Raw genomic sequence first — 16,795 nt, 5'->3', positions numbered from 1 at the left:
TGTGGGGCGTGGTAGGTCACAAGATCGACAAGACTGGCTGTGAAACGGCTGTCACCTGGGCACCGGGAAGCTGAAACCGGGGAAAATCTCCACCTCGCCCGGGCCGGGGCCGGGCGGGAAGACGATCGCCGGCTCCCGCTCCGGCTGCGGGGCCTGGTTCTGCGGGTTGAGAATGTCGTAAGGACCCCCGGACGGAGTACCCGGAATCAGGCCCTGACTGGCGGCCGGAGCGGCCGGTTCCGGCAGCGGTTCCACCGGTGTGCCCGACAGTGTGCCGTCCATCACCTGCTTCCAGATATCGGCCGGCAGGCCCGAGCCGTAGATGTCGGCGCCGCGCGCGGTGCGGATCGGCTGGGACTGCTCGCTGCCGACCCAGACCGCGGTGGACAGCGAGGGCGTGAAGCCGATCATCCACGCGTCCTTGTTCCAATCGCTCTCGCCGAGCTGGGTGGTGCCGGTCTTGGCGCCGGTCGGGCGGCCCTCGGCCAGGGCGTGGCCGTTGGAGTAGGCCGCGATGGGCGCCATGGCCGCGACGGTGTTCTCGGCGATGTGGCGCGGGATGCGCTGCTCGCCGTCCGGGAGTTGCTGTCCGACCCGGGTTTCGGGCGCGCCGCGGTCGAGCAGCACGCGGCCGTCGCCGGTCACCACGCGCTGCACGAAGTACGGCTGGTGGTAGACACCGGAATTGGCGATGGTGGCGTAGGCCGAGGCCATGTCGATCGGCCGGACCAGGTACTGGCCCAGCACGATGCCGTTGAGCGGGCGGCCGCCGTCCTCGGTGAGCGTCTTGCCCGCGACGCCGGGGATCTCTTCCGGAATGCCGGCCTGATGCGCGGCGTCGGCGATCGCGCCGGGGCCGTTGAACATGGTCATGGTCAGCCGGTAGAAGGTGGTGTTCAGCGAGCGCTTGAGCGCCTCGGCGATGCTGCACTTGCCGCAGCTCTCGCCGTCCACATTGCTGATCTTGGTGCCGCGGTCGGTCACCGGGGAGCTGTCCATCACCCGGTGCAGCGGAATGCTCTGCTGCTGGGCGGCGATCGCCGCGAAAACCTTGAACGCCGAACCGGTTTGCAGCGGCGCCTGGGCGAAGTCGTAGCCGATGCCGTCGGTGCCGCCGTAGTAGGCGCGCACCGCGCCCGAGCGCGGATCGATCGACACCACCGCGCCGCGCAGCTCGGGCGGCTGCGGGCCGAGCCGATCGGTGATCGCGCCCAGCGCGGCCTGCTGTGCCCGCGCGTCGATGGTGGTGGTGATCTGCAGGGCGCCGGTGTTCAGATCGCTTTCGCTGATGCCCGAGGCGCGCAGCTCGCGCAGCACCTGGGTGCGGATCAGGCCCTCCGGGCCGCGGGCCTCGTTCGCCAGCGGCATCTCGGTGATCGGGAGGATGTCGGGGAAGCGGGTGACGCCGTGATCGCCGGGCGCCAGCACGCCCATCTCGACCATGCCGTCGAGCACGTACTGCCAGCGCGCTTTCAGGTCCGGCAGATGGGTTTCCGGATCCAGCAGCGAGGGGGTGCGCAGCACCGCGGCCAGCACCGCGCCCTCGGCGCGCGAGAGGTGTATCGGATCCTTGCCGAAGTAGGCGCGGGACGCGGCGGCGATGCCGTAGGCGCCACGGCCGTAGTAGACGGTGTTGAGGTAGGCGGAGAGGATGTCGTCCTTGCTCCACTGCCGCGACATCTTCGCGGCGATGATCAGCTCGCGCATCTTGCGGCTCACGGTGCGTTCGGAACCGAGGAAGGCGTTCTTCACGTACTGCTGGGTGATGGTGGAACCGCCGCCGGCGTTCTCCCGGCCGAGCAGGTTGTCGCGGCTGGCGCGCAGGAAGCCGGAGGTGGAGTAGCCGGCGTTGGTGTAGAAGGTGCGGTCCTCGGCCGCGAGCACGGCGTCGCGCACGTGCTGGGGTACCTCGGAGAGCGGGACCGGGGTCCGGTTGCCGTCCGGCGGAACCACTTTGGAGATGACGGTGGTGCTGTCGGCGGCCAGGATGGTGGCGATCTGATTGGTCTGCACGGCGGCCGGATCGGGGATCTCGGCGCCCCAGTAGGCCAGACCCGAGAGCAGGGCGGGCACGCCGACGAAGAGGATGAACAGCGCGAGCACGAGTCTGCGGGCACGTTCGGCGCGACTGCGCCGGGGCCGATCGGGATTCGGGGCGGGGCGTTCGCGAGCGGCCGGGCGGGGCCTGGGCCGGGGCGGGCGCGTGGGCTGCACCGCCGGCGTGGCCGGCAGCGTCGGCTCATCCCAGCCGGCGAGTGAGGCATAGGACGACGGCGGCGCTTTCTTCTGCCCTCTTCGCTTGCCGAAAACCGAACGCACGATCATCTCCTCCCGGAGCGTCGGTCGAACTCACCTGTGCCGAAACAGCCATCGGTAAAGCACACCTGACGCTTCGAGACTATCGCGCCCGGGATGTGCCGGGATGCTATCGCACCCCGACACGAGGGCCCTAACTCTTCACGCCGCCCGCGGTCAGGCCGGAGATGATGCGACGCTGGAAGATCAGCACCATGATCACCAGCGGAATGGTGACGATGGTGCCCGCGGCCATGATCGCCGCGTACGGCGGAACCAGCGGGTTGTTGCCGGAGAACCGCGCGATCGCGACCGTGACCGGCTCGGTGGTGCCGCTGGAGAGCAGGCGCGCCAGCAGATACTCGTTGACCGCGGCGATGAACGCCAGGATCGCGGTGGTGAACACCGCGGGCGCCGCCAGCGGCAGCATGACGAGGCGGAAGGCCTGCATCTTGCTGGCGCCGTCGATGCGCGCGGCCTCCTCGAGCTCCCAGGGCAGTTCGGTGAAGAACGAGGCCAGGATGTACACCGTCATCGGCAGCACGAAGGAGATGTTCGGGATGATCATCGCCTGGTATTCGCCGATCCAGCCGATATTGGTGAACAGCTGGAACAGCGGGGTCACCAGCACGACCACCGGGAACATCGAGGCCGACAGGATCAGCCCGGACACCAGGTACTTGCCGCGGAAGGTCAGCCGGGCCAGCGCGTAGGCGGCGAAGATGCCGATGACCAGCGCGAGCACGGTGGTGACCGTGCCGATGATCAGGCTGTTGATCAGCGCCTTGCCGAAGTCGTTGCCGCGGCTGGTGTCGAAGGCGTTGCGGAAGTTCTCCATCGTCAGATGGGTCGGCCACGGCGTGTTCTCGAAGGTGTAGTCCGGATCGCGGAACGCGGTGACCGCCATCCAGTAGAACGGGCCGAGGCCCCACACCAGAATGATCAGCACGCCCAGGTACAGCCGCACCGAGGTGAGCCGCTTGGTCCACGGCACCGATTGCACGGCCGGGGTTTTCGTCGCGACCGCCATCAGCGCACCGCCCCTTCTCGCTGGGCTTCCTGAGTGCGAACGGCATTGGCGCCCAGCACCTTCACGAGCAGGAACGCGATCGCGAAGATGAGCAGGAAGGTGAGGGTGGACAGCGCCGCGGCGCTGTTGGGACCCTGCCGGAACTGGTCGACCACCAGGATCGAGGCGGTCCGGGTGCTCGGGTTGCCCTGGGTCATGATCGCGGGCAGGTCGAACATGCGCAGCGCGTCCATGGTGCGGAACAGCACCGCCACCAGCAGCGCGGGCTTGAGCAGCGGCAGCGTGATCTGGGTGAACCGCTGCCAGGCCGCCGCGCCGTCGACCTTCGCGGCCTCGTACACATCACCGGGGATCACCTGCAGACCGGCCAGCAGCAGCAACGCCATGAACGGCGTCGTCTTCCACACGTCGGCCGCGATCACCGCGAACCGCGAGAACCACGGATCGGTGGTCCACAGGATGTTCGTGCCGAACACCCGGTTCACCACGCCGTCGTACTGGAACATGTACTCCCACAGCCGCGCGGTGACCGCGGTCGGGATGGCCCAGGGGATCAGCACCGCCGCGCGCAGCAGCGCCCGGCCGGCGAAGCTCTTGCCCATGATCATCGCCATGCCGAGGCCGATGGTGGCCTCCAGCGCGACGGTGACGACGGTGAAGAACAGGGTGACGCCGATGGCCAGCCAGAACTGCGACCCGAGGTTGCCCGTCGGGCAGGCCACCGTGTCCCCGGTGGGCAGCGTGCACTGCTGCAGCAGCCAGTGCGTGTAGTTGGCGAACCCGGCATTGCCGCCCTCGACGAACATGCCGGTCGCCGGGTCCAGACCCGCGTCCTTCTGGAACGACATGTAGATCGCGCGGAACACCGGATATCCGATGACCACCGCCAGTGCGAGGAGCACCGGCGCGACGAACAGCCACGGCTTACCGCTGTCGCGGAAGTTGAAGCGTTTGGATGTAGCCGTTCCAGAAGGATCCGACACCGTTATCTCTCTCCTACGGTTGGGTCGGGTCTACTACGAGCCTGCCGACTCGATGCCCTTCTGCATTCCGACAATCGCGTCGTCCACGGACTTCTCGCCGCGCAGCGCGGCGGCGGCGTTGTCCTGGATGGCCTTGGAGACCGCCGGGTAGAACGGGGTGACCGGGCGCGGCACCGCGCTGGCGATCGAGTCCTTGAGGGCGGGCAGGTACGGCATCTTCGCGATCAGGGCCGGGTCGTCGTACATCGAGGCGCGCACCGAGGGCAGCGAGCTCGCCGCCACCAACTGCTGGGCCTCTTCGCTGATCAGGTAGCGCAGGAAGTCCACCGAGGTGGCCTTGTTCTTGGAGAACGCGCTGATCGCGGCGTTGTAGCCGCCGAGGGTGGAGGCGCCGACGCCGTTCTCACCGGGCAGCGGCGCGACGGCGAACTTGTCCTTCACCGCGGAGCCCTCCGAGCCCAGATCGCCGAAGGTGGACGGCCAGCCGCGCAGGAACATCAGCTTGCCGGACTGGAAGGCGTTGGCCGACTCGGGCTCCTTGAAGGTGATGGCTTCCTTGGGGATGTCACCGTTCTTGTAGGCGTCCACCAGCGTGGTCAGACCCTTGCGGGCCTGCGGGCTGTTCACCGTGGGGGTCTTGCCGTCGGGGCCGACGAAGGTGCCGCCGAAGCCGTTGATCACCTCGGAGGTGTTCACGGTCAGGCCCTCGTAGGTCGCGAACTGACCGGCGTAGCAGCCGATGTTCTGCGCCTTGGCGACCGGGCACTGGCTGAGCAGCTCGGTCCAGGTCTTCGGCGGGGTCGGGACCAGGTCGGTGCGGTAGAACAGCAGGCCGCCGTTGGTGTTTCGCGGCGCCGCGTAGAGCGTGTTGTTGTAGGTCGCGCTGGCCACCGGCGGCGACAGCAGCGTCGAGGTGTCGATGGTGAAGGTGTCCTTCAGCGGCTGCAGGTAGCCCTTCGCGGCGAACTCCGCGGTCCACGGCACGTCCAGGGCGACCACGTCGTAGTCGGCCGACTTGGAGCGCATGTGCTCGACCAGGTCGTCGTACTGCTGCGAGGCGTCGTTGGACTGCTCCTTGAACGTCACCTGCTCGGCGGGGTGCGCGGCGTTCCAGCGCTCGATGAGCTGCTTGACCACACCGGTGTCGGTGGTGTCCTTGCCCTCGACGTAGGTGATGGGGCCGCGGCCGGTCAGGTTCTGCCCGGTCGGGTTGGTGCCGCTGTCACTGGAACAGCCGCTGGTGAACGTCGCGGCCAGCAGCGCACACGCGGTGGCCGCCAGGGCGGCCCGCGGCACGAGCGACGAACGTAGGGCCGACACCTTCTTTATAGCCATCGCGTTCACTCCAGGTTCAGATCGTGAGCGGCGGCACAGACTGCCGCTTGCACAAGGCAAGATACATGGTGTGCGCGGAGGCCGTCCCGATTGTGCCGCTTTCGTACGCACCGGATCGCGTGGCGCGGGCCTCTTTTACGATGGCGGGCGATGACTGTGCCGAATGGAGTTCCCGACCGGATGCTGACCCGCATCGGGGGATTGCTGCGGCAGGCCGAGTCCACCGACAACGAGCACGAGGCCGAGGCCTTCCTGGCCGCGGCCCAGCGGCTGGCGACCCGCTCCGCCATCGACCTGGCGGTGGCCCGGGCTCATGTGCACGGGCGCGAGCGCAGGCCGACCCCGGTGCAGCGCGCGATTCCGATCGGCGAGGCGGGGAAGAAGGGGCTGCGCACCTATGTGCAGCTGTTCGTCGCGATCGCGCACGCCAATGACGTGCGCTGCGATGTTGCCCGTACGTCGACACAGGTCTACGCCTACGGCTTCGACTCCGATATCGATACCTGTGAAGCGCTCTATACAAGTCTGCTGATCCAGATGGTGCGGGCTTCGGATCACTACATCAAGTCGGGCGCGTACAAAACCGCGACCGTAGAGAAGGTGGTGGCCGAAAAACGTTGGGGGCGAACGGTGCAGCGGCGCGTGCAAGCGCCGGTCGCGCCGGTGACGGCGCGGCTGAACTTTCAGATGGCGTTCGCGGCCCGGGTCGGCAAGCGGCTGGCGGCGGTGAAGCAGGAGGTCGAGACCGAGGCGGTGGCGCCGTCGGAATCGGCCTCCGGTACCGCGCTGGCCCTGCGCGACAAGGAAATCGAGCTCGTCGACTTCTATCGGCAGACGTCCGAGGCGCGCGGCACCTGGCGCGGCCCGCAGGCCTCGGCCGGGCATTCCGCCGCGGCCCGGCGTGCCGGCGACCGTGCGGGCAAGGCGGCCCGGCTGGGTACCTCGCCCGAGTTGGGCGCGGCCCGTGGGCAGTTGACGCGGCGCGATCCGGGATGAGTCCTGTGGATGATTGTGTATGGATTTCCCACCGCGCGAAAACGGGCCGGGTTGTGGACAATTGACGGACCGGTCGGTGTCCGGGCAGTGCTGCCGCGGCCGGGTGGAGGGCGGGATTCGGTGCGATGAGCGTGCGTGACAGCCAGCGGGCCAAGGTCTACGACGCCGAACAGCTGGTGCGCGGAGTCTTCGATCGGGCCGATCGGTTCGGCAGCCGCACCGTCGATTTGTACGGGTCACAGATCACCCTGCCGATCGAGCGCCGTTTCGCTTCGGTGACCTCGGTACAGGCCTATGCTGACAAGGTGCTCGCGCTCAATTGGGTTCGGGCGCAATGGGATAGGGCCTCGATCCCGGTGCGGGTCCGGTCGCGTGCCGGAGCGACCGCTGCCCACTACGAGGCGGCCGACGCGGTCCTGGCGGTGCCTCTGCACACCGGCGGGACCGCGTGGGCTCTCCGGGAACTGGTGGTGCTGCACGAAATCGCCCACCACCTCGGGCCGAGTCGCGACATCGCCCCGCACGGGCCCGAATTCTGTTCCTGCTACCTGGAATTGGTCGACGGGATCATCGGGCCGGAGGCGGCGCTGCTGCTGCGTGCCACCCTGCTGAACTGTGGCGTCCGCTTCAACTAGGCGTTCAGTAGCTGCTGGACCCGCTGGAAACGGTGGTGCCACCAGGTGGTTCGTTCCGGATCGGGGTGCCGGTAGCGCAGCAGCAGATCCGGGTCGGGGACCGGTGGCGTGCGGGGGACGGTGAGGTAGCCGTCGACCGGACGCAGTGAATCGGTGACGACGTCGCCTTCGAAGAGGGCGGTCGTGCCCAGGCCGCAGGCGAAATCGAGTTCGGGGAGCGCGCCGGCCAGGGCCAGCTGGGCCGCGAGACCCACGCTGGTTTCCAGCGCGGAGGACACCACGCAGGGCAGCCCCGCCGCCTCGGCCACTCGCAGCGCGCGGCGCACACCGCCCAGCGGCGTGCATTTGAGGACCGCGATGTCGGCGGCGCCCGCCACCGCGACCCGCAGCGGATCTTCGGCGCGGCGAATGGATTCGTCCGCGGCGATCCGCACGTTCACCTTGCGGCGCACCGCCGCCAGTTCCTCGATGGTGCGGCAGGGCTGTTCGACGTACTCCAAACCGCCTGCGGCCCGATCGATCTCGACGATGTTCGCGATCGCGGTATCGACATCCCAGACCGCGTTGGCGTCCACCCGGATCGCGCCCGCGCTCCCGAGCGCGTCCCGCACCGCCTCGACCCGAGCGAGATCCTCGCCCAGCGAATCCGGATGATCGGCGACTTTCACCTTCGCGGTGCGGCACCCGGACTCCGCGACGATCCGATGCGCTCGCTCCGGATCCACCGCGGGCACAGTGCAATTGATCGGTATCCGATCCCGCACCGGCTCCGGCCACCCCACCGTGCTCTGCTCGACCGCCGTCGCCAGCCACCCGGCCGCCTCTCGATCGTCGTACTCGGGAAACGGGCAGAACTCGCCCCAGCCGAGCGGCCCGGGAATCAACATCCCTTCCCGCACGGTGATCCCGCGGAAGCGGGTCCGCATCGGAATCGCGTACACCACGGGTTCGGCCTCGGCAGTCACGTTCGCCACCCTACGACTGTCGCCGGTACCCGACGGGTCGGGTACCGGCGCGGCGCTCAGAGCCGTTCGTAGATGGTGGCGTTGGCCAGGCCGCCGGCCTCACACATGGTTTGCAGGCCGTAGCGGGCGCCGCGTTCCCGCATGGCGTGCACCAGGGTGGTGGCCAGGCGGGCGCCGGAGGCGCCGAGCGGGTGGCCCAGGGCGATGGCGCCGCCGTTGACGTTCACCCGGGACAGGTCGGCTCCGGTGTCCTTCGCCCAGGACAGAACGACAGGGGAGAAGGCCTCGTTGATCTCGACCAGGTCGATATCGGAGAGTCGCAGGCCCGCACGGTGCAGCACCTTCTGGGTGGCCGGGATGACGGCGGTGAGCATGAGCAGCGGGTCGTCGCCGGCGACGGCGAAGCTGTGCACCCGGGCCAGCGGCGTCAGGCCCAGTTCGCGGGCGCGTTCGCTGGTCATGATCAGGACCGCGGCGCTGCCGTCGCTGACCTGGCTGGCCGACGCGGCGGTGATCTGCCAGCCGATCTCCGGGAAGCGGGCGGCCATGGCCTCGTCGTAGTAGGCGGGGCGCAGCTTGCCCAGGGTTTCCAGGGTGCTGCCGACGCGGATGCCCTCGTCGGTCTCCAGGCCGTTCAACGGCGCCAGCTGGGCCGTGAATGAACCGTTCTTCGTTGCCAGCGCGGCCTTTTCGTGGCTGCCGAGGGCGAATTCGTCCAGCTGGGACCGGGTCAGGCCCCAGCGCGCGGCGATCAGTTCGGCGCTGATGCCCTGGGACACCAGGCCTTCCGGATAGCGCTCGGTGAAGCCGACGCCGGACGGGTCGCCGAAGCCGACCATGTTGGCGCCCATCGGGATTCGGCCCATCGACTCCACGCCCGCGGCGACCGCGATGTCGTAGGCTCCGGAGATGACGCCCTGGGCGGCGAAGTGGATGGCCTGCTGGCTGCTGCCGCACTGCCGGTCCACCGTGGTGGCGGGCACGGATTCGGGGTAGCCCGCCGCCAGCGCCGCGCGCCGGGCCATGTTCGAGCCCTGCTCCCCGACCTGGGTGACGATGCCGCCGATCACGTCGTCGATCAGCGCGGGATCGATACCGCTGCGGTCCACCACCGCGCGCAGGCTGTGCGCGAGCAGGTCGACCGCGTGCACGTCGTGCAGCGCGCCGTTCGGCTTGCCCTTGCCGATCGGAGTGCGTACCGCCTCGACGATCACCGCGTCTCTCATGGCCCTGTCCTTCCGAAGCTGACTCTATCTTCCAATAGCCAGATTACCCCTGGCAATAGTCGGCACAAGTCAGCGTGGCTATGATGTACGTCATGGCAGCGGTAATGGAAGGACCCTTGGCAGATCTGAGCTCGTGGCAGCCCAGCGAATGCTCGATCGCCAAAGCGCTCGACATCGTCGGCACCCGCTCGGCGGTCCTGATCCTGCGCGAGGCCTACTACGGCACCCGCCGCTTCGACGGCTTCGCCGCCCGCATCGGCGTCACCGACGCGGCGGCCGCCGCGCAACTGCGCAAACTCACCGCCGCGGGCCTCCTGGAGAAGCGCCCCTACCAGGAGGAAGGCAAGCGCACCCGGCACGAGTACGTGCTCACCGAGATGGGCCGCGGCCTGCTGCCCGCCGTGCTGGCACTGATGCAGTGGGGCGATGACTATCTGCAACCGGGCCCGGCGCCCCTGCAATTGGTCGAGGCCGGCACCGGCACTCCGGTGCGCGTCGAGATCCGCAGCGCCGCAGGCAAGGAGATCGCGCTGGAGGAATTGGGCGTGCGCGTCAACCGGGACTGGGTGGCCACGCGCACGTGAGCTTGCGCACCTGAGTAATTTCCCCGTGCCGGGATCGGTAGCGCATTGCCATGATGGGGGGCATGCCCTACCGGTATCAGGAAGTGCGACAGCCGAAAACATGGGACGCGAGCGTGAGCAAACTGCTCTTCACGGTCGCGGCGATCCTCGGCGGCGCCGCCGTGCTCTACGCCACCTTCGCGCTGGTCGTCACCTTTTTCCAGGGTGGCGTCGCGGTCACCGAAGTGCTTGCCGCGCTGGCGGTCTGCTGGGTCGTCATGGGATTGATCCTGGGCGTGCCCCGGTTCGTGGGCCGGCGCGCTCGCGAGCGCGGCGGCTCCAGCCTGGTCTGGGCGGGCGCCTCGGTTCTGCTGGTGCTGGCCTCGATCTCGATGTTCATCGCGGTGTGAACGCGAACAAGCCGTTCCGCGCCAGGCGGAACGGCTCGAGTTCGGGGACTGCTCAGTTCAGGCGGCGGCCGTCGTTGGCGAAGAAGTAGGTGTGATCGGCCGTGGTGGCCAGCTTCAGGCGGGTGCCCTTGGCCGGCGGGTTACGCCAATCCGCCCGCGCCACAATCGTTTCGCCCGCGCTGTCGTCGAGCGTGCGGCCGTAGATGTAGGCGTCGGAGCCGAGCTCCTCGACCACGTCCACCTCCATCTCGATGCCCTTGTCCAGGCCGCCGCCGATCTCCAGGTGCTCGGGGCGGATGCCGACGATCACCGAACCCTCGGCCGCGTCGACCACCGAGCGCGGCACCGGGAGCGCGTGCCCGCCCAGCGCGATCGTGCCGTTCTGCACCGGCAGCGTGAACATGTTCATGGCCGGCGAGCCCATGAAGCCGGCGACGAAGGCGTTGGCCGGGTCGCGGTACAGGTCGCGCGGGGTCGCGCACTGCTGCAGCAGGCCGTCCTTGAGCACGGCGACGCGGTCGCCCATGGTCATGGCCTCGACCTGGTCGTGGGTGACGTAGACGGTGGTGGTGCCGAGGCGGCGCTGCAACTGCGCGATCTGGGTGCGGGTCTGCACGCGCAGCTTCGCGTCCAGGTTGGACAGCGGCTCGTCCATCAGGAAGACCTGCGGGGAGCGCACGATCGCCCGGCCCATCGCCACGCGCTGGCGCTGGCCGCCGGAGAGGGCCTTGGGCTTGCGATCCAGGTAGGGCTCCAGGTCCAGCAGCTTCGCGGCCTCGAGCACCCGGCGATCCTTCTCCGCCTTGGCGACCTTGGCGAGCTTGAGCGCGAAGCCCATGTTCTCCGCCACCGACATGTGCGGGTAGAGCGCGTAGTTCTGGAACACCATCGCGATATCGCGTTCCTTGGGCTCGGCGTGCGTGACGTCGTTGTCGCCGATCAGGATGCGCCCGCCGTTGACTTCCTCCAGGCCGGCCAGCATGCGCAGCGAGGTGGATTTGCCGCAACCGGAGGGTCCGACCAGGACCAGGAATTCGCCGTCGGCGATCTCCAGGTTCAACTGGTCGACGGCCGGTTTGGTCGAGCCCGGGTAGAGCCGGGTCGCACTGTCGAAGGTCACTGTAGCCATGCCAAATCCATCCCATTCACCGGCAGGAACGTGCCGGACGATCCGAGTACAGGGTTGGCTGGACTCTACAAGGTGTCCGCGAGATCGGTAGCCTCTTCAGCATGAGCAAGCCGGTGCGTATCGGAGTCCAGCTGCAACCGCAGCATTCCCCCAAGTACGGCCTGATCCGCGACGCGGTGCTGCGCGCGGAGGATCTGGGCGTCGACATCGTCTTCAACTGGGACCACTTCTATCCGCTGTCCGGTGATCCGGACGGCGCGCACTTCGAGTGCTGGACGATGCTGGGCGCCTGGGCCGAGCAGACCGAGCGGGTGGAGATCGGCGCGCTGGTCTCCGGCGGCGGCTACCGCAATCCGGATCTGCTGGCCGATATGGCGCGCACGGTCGATCACCTCAGTGACGGCCGGTTGATCCTCGGCATCGGCGCGGGCTGGTTCGAGAAGGACTATCAGCAGTACGGCTACGAGTTCGGCACCGCCGGAAGTCGTTTGGCGCTGCTGAAGGAATCGATGGCGCGGATCGATGCCCGGCTGAAGCAGCTGAATCCGGCCCCGGTCCGGGACATCCCGATCCTCATCGGTGGCGGCGGCGAGAAGAAGACGCTGCGCCTGGTCGCCGAGTACGCCGATATCTGGCACAGCTTCGCCGACGTGGAGGTGCTGGCCCGCAAGAACACCATCCTGGCCGAGCACTGCGGTGTCGTCGGGCGGGAGCAGGCCGAGATCGAACGCTCCGTGCAGTGGCAGGGCGTGGCCGACGCGCCCGGTTTGCGCGCCGCCGGGGTCTCGCTGTTCACCGTGGCGGTGAACGGGCCCGATTACGACCTGTCCGACGTCGAGCAGGCCGTGCGCTGGCGCGACGAGGTCAATCCGGAATCGGTCGGCGGCCTGGCCTGACCCGAGCCGGGTGGCGCAACCCTCACTCGGATAACCGGGTATTCGCGGATCGCACCGATAAGGTTGTCGGTCATGGCCAGCCTGCGTGTCGTGCGGTTCCGTGCGTTGATCGCCGTGATGTTGCTCGCTGTCGGTGTCGTGGCGACGGGGTGTGCGTCCGGCAGCGACTCCACCCGGGACCTGTGTGCCCCGCCGGGGCTGGACGCCGCCTCGGCGGCGCCACAGAACCTGGCCTCCTCCGAGGCCGCCGGACCGGACCGGTACACGACCGAATCGACCCGGCCGGTGGACTCGATCGATGCCGGCAAGCTGGGGCTGATCACCCCCGGCGTGCTGAGCGTCGGCACCCTCTCGGACGCGCCGCCCAGCATCTGCGTCAACTCCGAGGGGCAGTTCACCGGGTTCGATAACCTGCTGCTGGAAGCCGTCGCGGCGAAAATTGGCCTGCGCGTGGAGTTCTCGGGCACCGAGTTCGCCGGGCTGCTGGCGCAGGTGGCGGGTAAGCGCTTCGACGTCGGCTCCTCGAACATCACCACCACCGCGGCGCGGCGCGAGCTGGTCGGGTTCACCAACGGCTACGACTTCGGCTACTTCGCGCTGGTCGTCCGCGACGGCAGCGGTATCGACACGTTCGCGGACCTGAACGCGGGCAAGCGGATCGCCGTCGTGCAGGGCACCGTGCAGGACGACTACGTGGTCAACACGCTGCGTCTGGACCCGGTGAAGTTCCCCGACTACAACACCGCCTACGCGAATCTGAAGTCCGGCCAGGTGGACGCCTGGGTGGCGCCGTCCGCGCAGGCCGATGGCGCGATCAAGCCGGGTGACGGCACCTCGGTCGTCCAAAACGCCTACAGCCTGGACAATTTCGCCGCGTGGGCGGTCGGTAAGAGCAATCAGCCGTTGATCGACGCGCTCAACAGCGGGCTGGACGCGGTGATCGCGGACGGCACCTACGCCAAGCTGTACACCGATTGGGTGCCGCGCCAGTTCCCGCCCGGCTGGAAGCCGGGCTCCAAGGCGGCGCCCGCGCCGCAGGTGCCGGACTTCGCGGCCGTCGCCGCCGAGCACGCCGGGGACAAGCCGGCCGAGCAGGTCGCGCCGAAGTCGACGCTGCAGCAGCTGCGCGAGACCTTCTTCGACTGGTCGTTGTACCGCAAGGCTTTTCCCGATCTGATCAAGACCGGTCTGCCGAATACCATTATCCTGGCCGTGGTTTCGGGAGTGCTGGGCACCATCCTCGGCATGCTGCTCGCGGTGGCGGGCATCTCCCGCACCCGCTGGCTGCGCTGGCCCGCCCGGATCTATACCGACGTGTTCCGCGGGTTGCCCGCCGTGGTCATCATCCTGCTGATCGGGCTCGGCCTGGGGCCGGTCTCCCGCAATCTCACCGGCAACAACCCGTACTGGCTCGGTGCGCTCGCGCTGGCCCTGCTCGCCTCGGCCTACATCGGCGAGATCTTCCGCTCGGGTATCCAATCGGTGGATGTCGGACAGCGGGAAGCCGCCGCGGCGGTAGGGCTCAGCTACCGGCAGGCAATGCGGCTGATCGTCATTCCGCAGGGTGTGCGCAAGGTGCTGCCCGCGTTGATGAACCAATTCATCGCGCTGATCAAGGACTCCTCGCTGATCTACTTCCTCGGCCTGCTCGCCACCCAGCGCGAACTGTTCGCCGTGGGCCGGGATCTCAACGCGCAGACCGGAAATCTCTCCCCGCTGGTGGCCGCCGGCCTGGTCTATCTGCTGTTGACGATCCCGCTGACCCACCTGGTCAACTACTTCGACCGCCGGATGCGCCAGGCGCGCCCCAAGGTCGGTCGCCCCCTCGATTCCCTGGAGACCGCCACCGTCACCGAGGGGCGCTGAAACGGGCGAAACACCCGAAAAGGCAACGCCTATCGGCGGTCCTGATCGCGATTGGTTAGCACATCCTGAGCAACGTGCATTGATGCGCACTCACTAATGTGTCGGCGGTAGCAGAACACACCGATTCACTCAGCGAGAAGAGGGAGATTCTGATGACCACCGCACACCTCGAGCACACCGCGCACGACCATGCCCACGGCCCCGACTGCGGCCACACCGCCGTCCCGCACGGCGACCACACCGACTACGCCCACGACGGCCACCTGCACCGCGCCCACGACGGCCACTATGACGAGTGCGAGCCCGGCGGCCACCAGCCCTGCGACAACCACGACCACATCCACGGCCCCGACTGCGGCCACGACTCGGTCCAGCACGGCGATCACGTCGACTACCTGCACGACGGCCACCGCCACGCCGTCCACGGGGATCACTACGACGACCACTGAGTCCTCACCCGGTCGGTTCTGGTCGTGGGTCACGACCAGAACCGCGGGCGCCGGGTAACAGCAGGGCTTGTAACCGCGCGGCGATCGCGGGGGTAGCGGCGATCGTGTCCGCCGAGTCGAAACTGTGCGGTGCGCCGGTGGAATCACTGATCAGCGCGCCGCTTTCGCGAGCGATGAGGACTCCGGCCGCGGTATCCCAGGGCTGATTGGACAGGATCACGCAGGCGTCGGTGCGCCCTTCGGCCACCCAGACCAGATCCAGGGCCGCGGAGCCGAACATCCGGACCCGTTCGACGGTGTCCGCGAGTGCGGCGGTGACCGCCAGGCGGCGTTCGTTCTTCGTTCGCGCGTCGGGCCCGACCGCGTAGTCGCCGAGGGAGACGATGGCGCTGTCGAGTGTGCGAGTAGCGCTCACCCCGATCGGACGATCGTTGACGTAGGCGCCGCGGTCGGCGGCTCCGTAGTACGCCAGGTTCAGAAAGGGCGCTTCGATCACGCCGATCAGCGGCTGCCCGCGGTGCACCAGGGCCAGCGATACCGCGCATAGTGGCAGGCCGTGGATGAAGTTGGAGGTGCCGTCGATCGGGTCCAGTGCCCACGCGTACTCCGCGTCGAGATCGGCGTCCGCCGGGGCCGATTCCTCACCGATGAAGCCGAAACCGGGGGTGCAGATCGCGAGTCGCTCCCGTAACGCGTCCTGAATCCGATGATCCAGGTCGGTGACGAAATCCCGATCTCCTTTGGCGCGTACCGTTCCGCGCTCGGCGGTGCCGAGCATCTTCGCGCCCTCCGCGACCGCCGCGCGCGCGATGGCTAGTAGTTCGTCGGTCACTGCGCGTCCACCGGATCGGCCTGGCCCCACATGGCGGCGAATACCCCGGCGAAGCTGTCGAACAAGCCGGGCCCCAATGATTTCCGGCAAACGAAGGTCGGAGATTCCACGCCCCGGCAGTTCGGCAGATAGGGCTGCACGATGCACATCTCCGCATCGACGATGGTGATATTGAAGCGCACCGGTTGATCGTAGGTTCGCAGCTCGATGCGGCCGGCCGCGTCCGGCGTCGCTCGGCGGCGAATGCGTTGCAGCGAACGAATATTCAGCTCGGTCAGGCTGGACAGGATTCCCGTCTCGTGTCCTTCCTCCACCTCGCGACTGCGCACATGGACGCCGTGTGGATTGAGGAAGAGGCAGCGGATGGCGGTTCCGGATTCGACCAGCCCGAGGATGGTCGAGTCGTGTACCTGCTGGCACAGCAGGTTCAGCGACAACCCCATCGCGTCGATGTGCCGGGTGGCCCGGAGGAACTGATTCGGCGGCATCGACTGCACGAAATCCGTGCGGGTGGGAAAGATCGCCTCGACGTCGGCCGTTCTGGACTGCCGGTCGGTACCGGCGGAAGTCGCGGCGAATTCCGTTTCCACGTATTCGCGAAAAAGATCACTGACCGACCAGTCCGGAAACATGGCCCGCAGAATCCGGCAGTGATGGGGATAGGGCAGCCCGGTCATGTCACCGGACAACCATCGATAGAACTGCGCCTTTTTCGGACCGGCGCCCACCAGCTCCGGTTCGATCTTTCGGGCCAGCTGATCGTAGTGCCGATTGAACGACGAAACGGTCTGCAGATGTCGTTGCTGCAGTAGCGCTTTGAGAACAGTCCCCATCGCCGGCTCCCATCGACTGGTGTCGCGAGAGTAGCTCGAGGAATAGACACGGAAGATACGAATTGCGCGATATGAGCCATCAGCGGCGACGCGATCGGACCGGTGCCCGGCGCAGAATCCGAGGACTATCCGCGTATCGGAGGTTCCGCACATGTTTCCCGAACACGGTCTCCCGCTGTCGGACCACAGCGTTCCGCCGGAAGGTCTCGACGCCGAAGCCGCGGGCGCGATCATGCGAACCCATATCGACTGCCCGATCACCGCCTGCCCGGTCAAGCTGTACGCCAAGACGGTGCTCGTGCGGGAGGGCCGCCTGCGCCCGGCCGAGCGGCCGAAGTTCGGGTTCTGACGA

The 16,795-nt window shown here is 68.0% G+C and carries 17 protein-coding genes; 8 read left to right on the top strand and 9 right to left on the bottom strand.

Annotated features, from left to right (window positions below; all coding sequences use genetic code 11):
- Positions 1-51: 51 nt before the first annotated feature.
- The 4 genes from AB0H76_RS23735 to AB0H76_RS23720 form a co-directional block, all read right to left on the bottom strand.
- On the bottom strand, positions 52-2,325 hold the full coding sequence (locus tag AB0H76_RS23735; protein ID WP_357327826.1) for a transglycosylase domain-containing protein: 2,274 nt from the start codon (positions 2,323-2,325) through the stop codon (positions 52-54).
- Positions 2,326-2,449: 124 nt separating this feature from the next.
- Positions 2,450-3,325 carry a carbohydrate ABC transporter permease gene (locus tag AB0H76_RS23730; protein WP_357327823.1) on the bottom strand — a complete coding sequence of 292 codons (876 nt, stop codon included), beginning with the start codon at positions 3,323-3,325 and terminating at the stop codon, positions 2,450-2,452.
- Complete coding sequence (locus AB0H76_RS23725; RefSeq protein ID WP_357329850.1) at positions 3,325-4,242, bottom strand: sugar ABC transporter permease; 918 nt, start codon at positions 4,240-4,242, stop codon at positions 3,325-3,327. Before AB0H76_RS23725 ends, AB0H76_RS23730 begins: the two co-directional genes overlap by 1 nt.
- Positions 4,243-4,341: 99 nt before the next feature.
- Positions 4,342-5,643, bottom strand: coding sequence for an ABC transporter substrate-binding protein (locus tag AB0H76_RS23720; RefSeq protein WP_357327820.1), 1,302 nt, complete (start codon positions 5,641-5,643; stop codon positions 4,342-4,344).
- A 150-nt stretch (positions 5,644-5,793) separates the two neighbouring features.
- Between AB0H76_RS23720 and AB0H76_RS23715 the strand changes: the two genes are divergently transcribed.
- Complete coding sequence (locus tag AB0H76_RS23715) at positions 5,794-6,639, top strand: DUF2786 domain-containing protein (RefSeq protein WP_357327817.1); 846 nt, start codon at positions 5,794-5,796, stop codon at positions 6,637-6,639.
- A gap of 125 nt (positions 6,640-6,764) precedes the next feature.
- The gene (locus AB0H76_RS23710; protein ID WP_357327814.1) at positions 6,765-7,274 is read left to right on the top strand and encodes a TIGR04338 family metallohydrolase; all 510 of its coding nucleotides are present in this window, start codon (positions 6,765-6,767) and stop codon (positions 7,272-7,274) included.
- On the opposite strand, the gene AB0H76_RS23705 is transcribed toward AB0H76_RS23710, so the two are convergent.
- The gene (locus AB0H76_RS23705; protein ID WP_357329848.1) at positions 7,271-8,239 is read right to left on the bottom strand and encodes an o-succinylbenzoate synthase; all 969 of its coding nucleotides are present in this window, start codon (positions 8,237-8,239) and stop codon (positions 7,271-7,273) included. The genes AB0H76_RS23710 and AB0H76_RS23705 overlap by 4 nt on opposite strands.
- A gap of 56 nt (positions 8,240-8,295) precedes the next feature.
- Positions 8,296-9,465: an acetyl-CoA C-acyltransferase gene (locus AB0H76_RS23700; protein ID WP_357327811.1), complete on the bottom strand. Its 1,170-nt coding sequence runs from the start codon at positions 9,463-9,465 to the stop codon at positions 8,296-8,298.
- 80 nt (positions 9,466-9,545) lie between these two features.
- Here AB0H76_RS23700 and AB0H76_RS23695 point away from each other — a divergent pair, with 80 nt between their 5' ends.
- Both AB0H76_RS23695 and AB0H76_RS23690 read left to right on the top strand, forming a co-directional pair.
- A complete protein-coding gene (locus AB0H76_RS23695; RefSeq protein ID WP_357329846.1) occupies positions 9,546-10,049 on the top strand; it encodes a helix-turn-helix domain-containing protein in 504 nt (167 codons plus the stop codon).
- A gap of 113 nt (positions 10,050-10,162) precedes the next feature.
- Complete coding sequence (locus AB0H76_RS23690; protein WP_357327808.1) at positions 10,163-10,438, top strand: hypothetical protein; 276 nt, start codon at positions 10,163-10,165, stop codon at positions 10,436-10,438.
- 52 nt (positions 10,439-10,490) lie between these two features.
- Here AB0H76_RS23690 and ugpC read toward each other — a convergent pair whose 3' ends face one another.
- Positions 10,491-11,567, bottom strand: a complete 1,077-nt coding sequence (gene ugpC / locus AB0H76_RS23685; RefSeq protein ID WP_357327805.1) for a sn-glycerol-3-phosphate ABC transporter ATP-binding protein UgpC — start codon at positions 11,565-11,567, stop codon at positions 10,491-10,493.
- Between the two features lie 101 nt (positions 11,568-11,668).
- Here ugpC and AB0H76_RS23680 point away from each other — a divergent pair, with 101 nt between their 5' ends.
- The 3 genes from AB0H76_RS23680 to AB0H76_RS23670 all read left to right on the top strand — a co-directional run bounded on the left by AB0H76_RS23680 (position 11,669) and on the right by AB0H76_RS23670 (position 14,778).
- Positions 11,669-12,463, top strand: coding sequence for an LLM class F420-dependent oxidoreductase (locus AB0H76_RS23680; RefSeq protein WP_357327802.1), 795 nt, complete (start codon positions 11,669-11,671; stop codon positions 12,461-12,463).
- Positions 12,464-12,535: 72 nt separating this feature from the next.
- The gene (locus AB0H76_RS23675; protein WP_357327799.1) at positions 12,536-14,329 is read left to right on the top strand and encodes an ABC transporter substrate-binding protein/permease; all 1,794 of its coding nucleotides are present in this window, start codon (positions 12,536-12,538) and stop codon (positions 14,327-14,329) included.
- A gap of 149 nt (positions 14,330-14,478) precedes the next feature.
- A complete protein-coding gene (locus AB0H76_RS23670; RefSeq protein WP_357329844.1) occupies positions 14,479-14,778 on the top strand; it encodes a hypothetical protein in 300 nt (99 codons plus the stop codon).
- A 4-nt stretch (positions 14,779-14,782) separates the two neighbouring features.
- On the opposite strand, the gene AB0H76_RS23665 is transcribed toward AB0H76_RS23670, so the two are convergent.
- Complete coding sequence (locus AB0H76_RS23665; protein WP_357327797.1) at positions 14,783-15,610, bottom strand: inositol monophosphatase family protein; 828 nt, start codon at positions 15,608-15,610, stop codon at positions 14,783-14,785.
- Positions 15,607-16,596: a DUF5919 domain-containing protein gene (locus tag AB0H76_RS23660; RefSeq protein ID WP_357327794.1), complete on the bottom strand. Its 990-nt coding sequence runs from the start codon at positions 16,594-16,596 to the stop codon at positions 15,607-15,609. Before AB0H76_RS23660 ends, AB0H76_RS23665 begins: the two co-directional genes overlap by 4 nt.
- Here AB0H76_RS23660 and AB0H76_RS23655 point away from each other — a divergent pair.
- Entirely contained in the window at positions 16,595-16,792 is a 198-nt protein-coding gene (locus tag AB0H76_RS23655) for a hypothetical protein (RefSeq protein ID WP_357327791.1), read from the top strand. The two genes, AB0H76_RS23660 and AB0H76_RS23655, sit on opposite strands and share 2 nt — an antisense overlap.
- Positions 16,793-16,795: the final 3 nt, after the last annotated feature.

This window comes from Nocardia sp. NPDC050712 (genome assembly GCF_040654295.1).
Taxonomy (GTDB): domain Bacteria; phylum Actinomycetota; class Actinomycetes; order Mycobacteriales; family Mycobacteriaceae; genus Nocardia.
The sequence above is the reverse complement of the archived record's forward strand: the minus strand, read 5'-3'. Positions and strand labels throughout refer to the sequence as shown.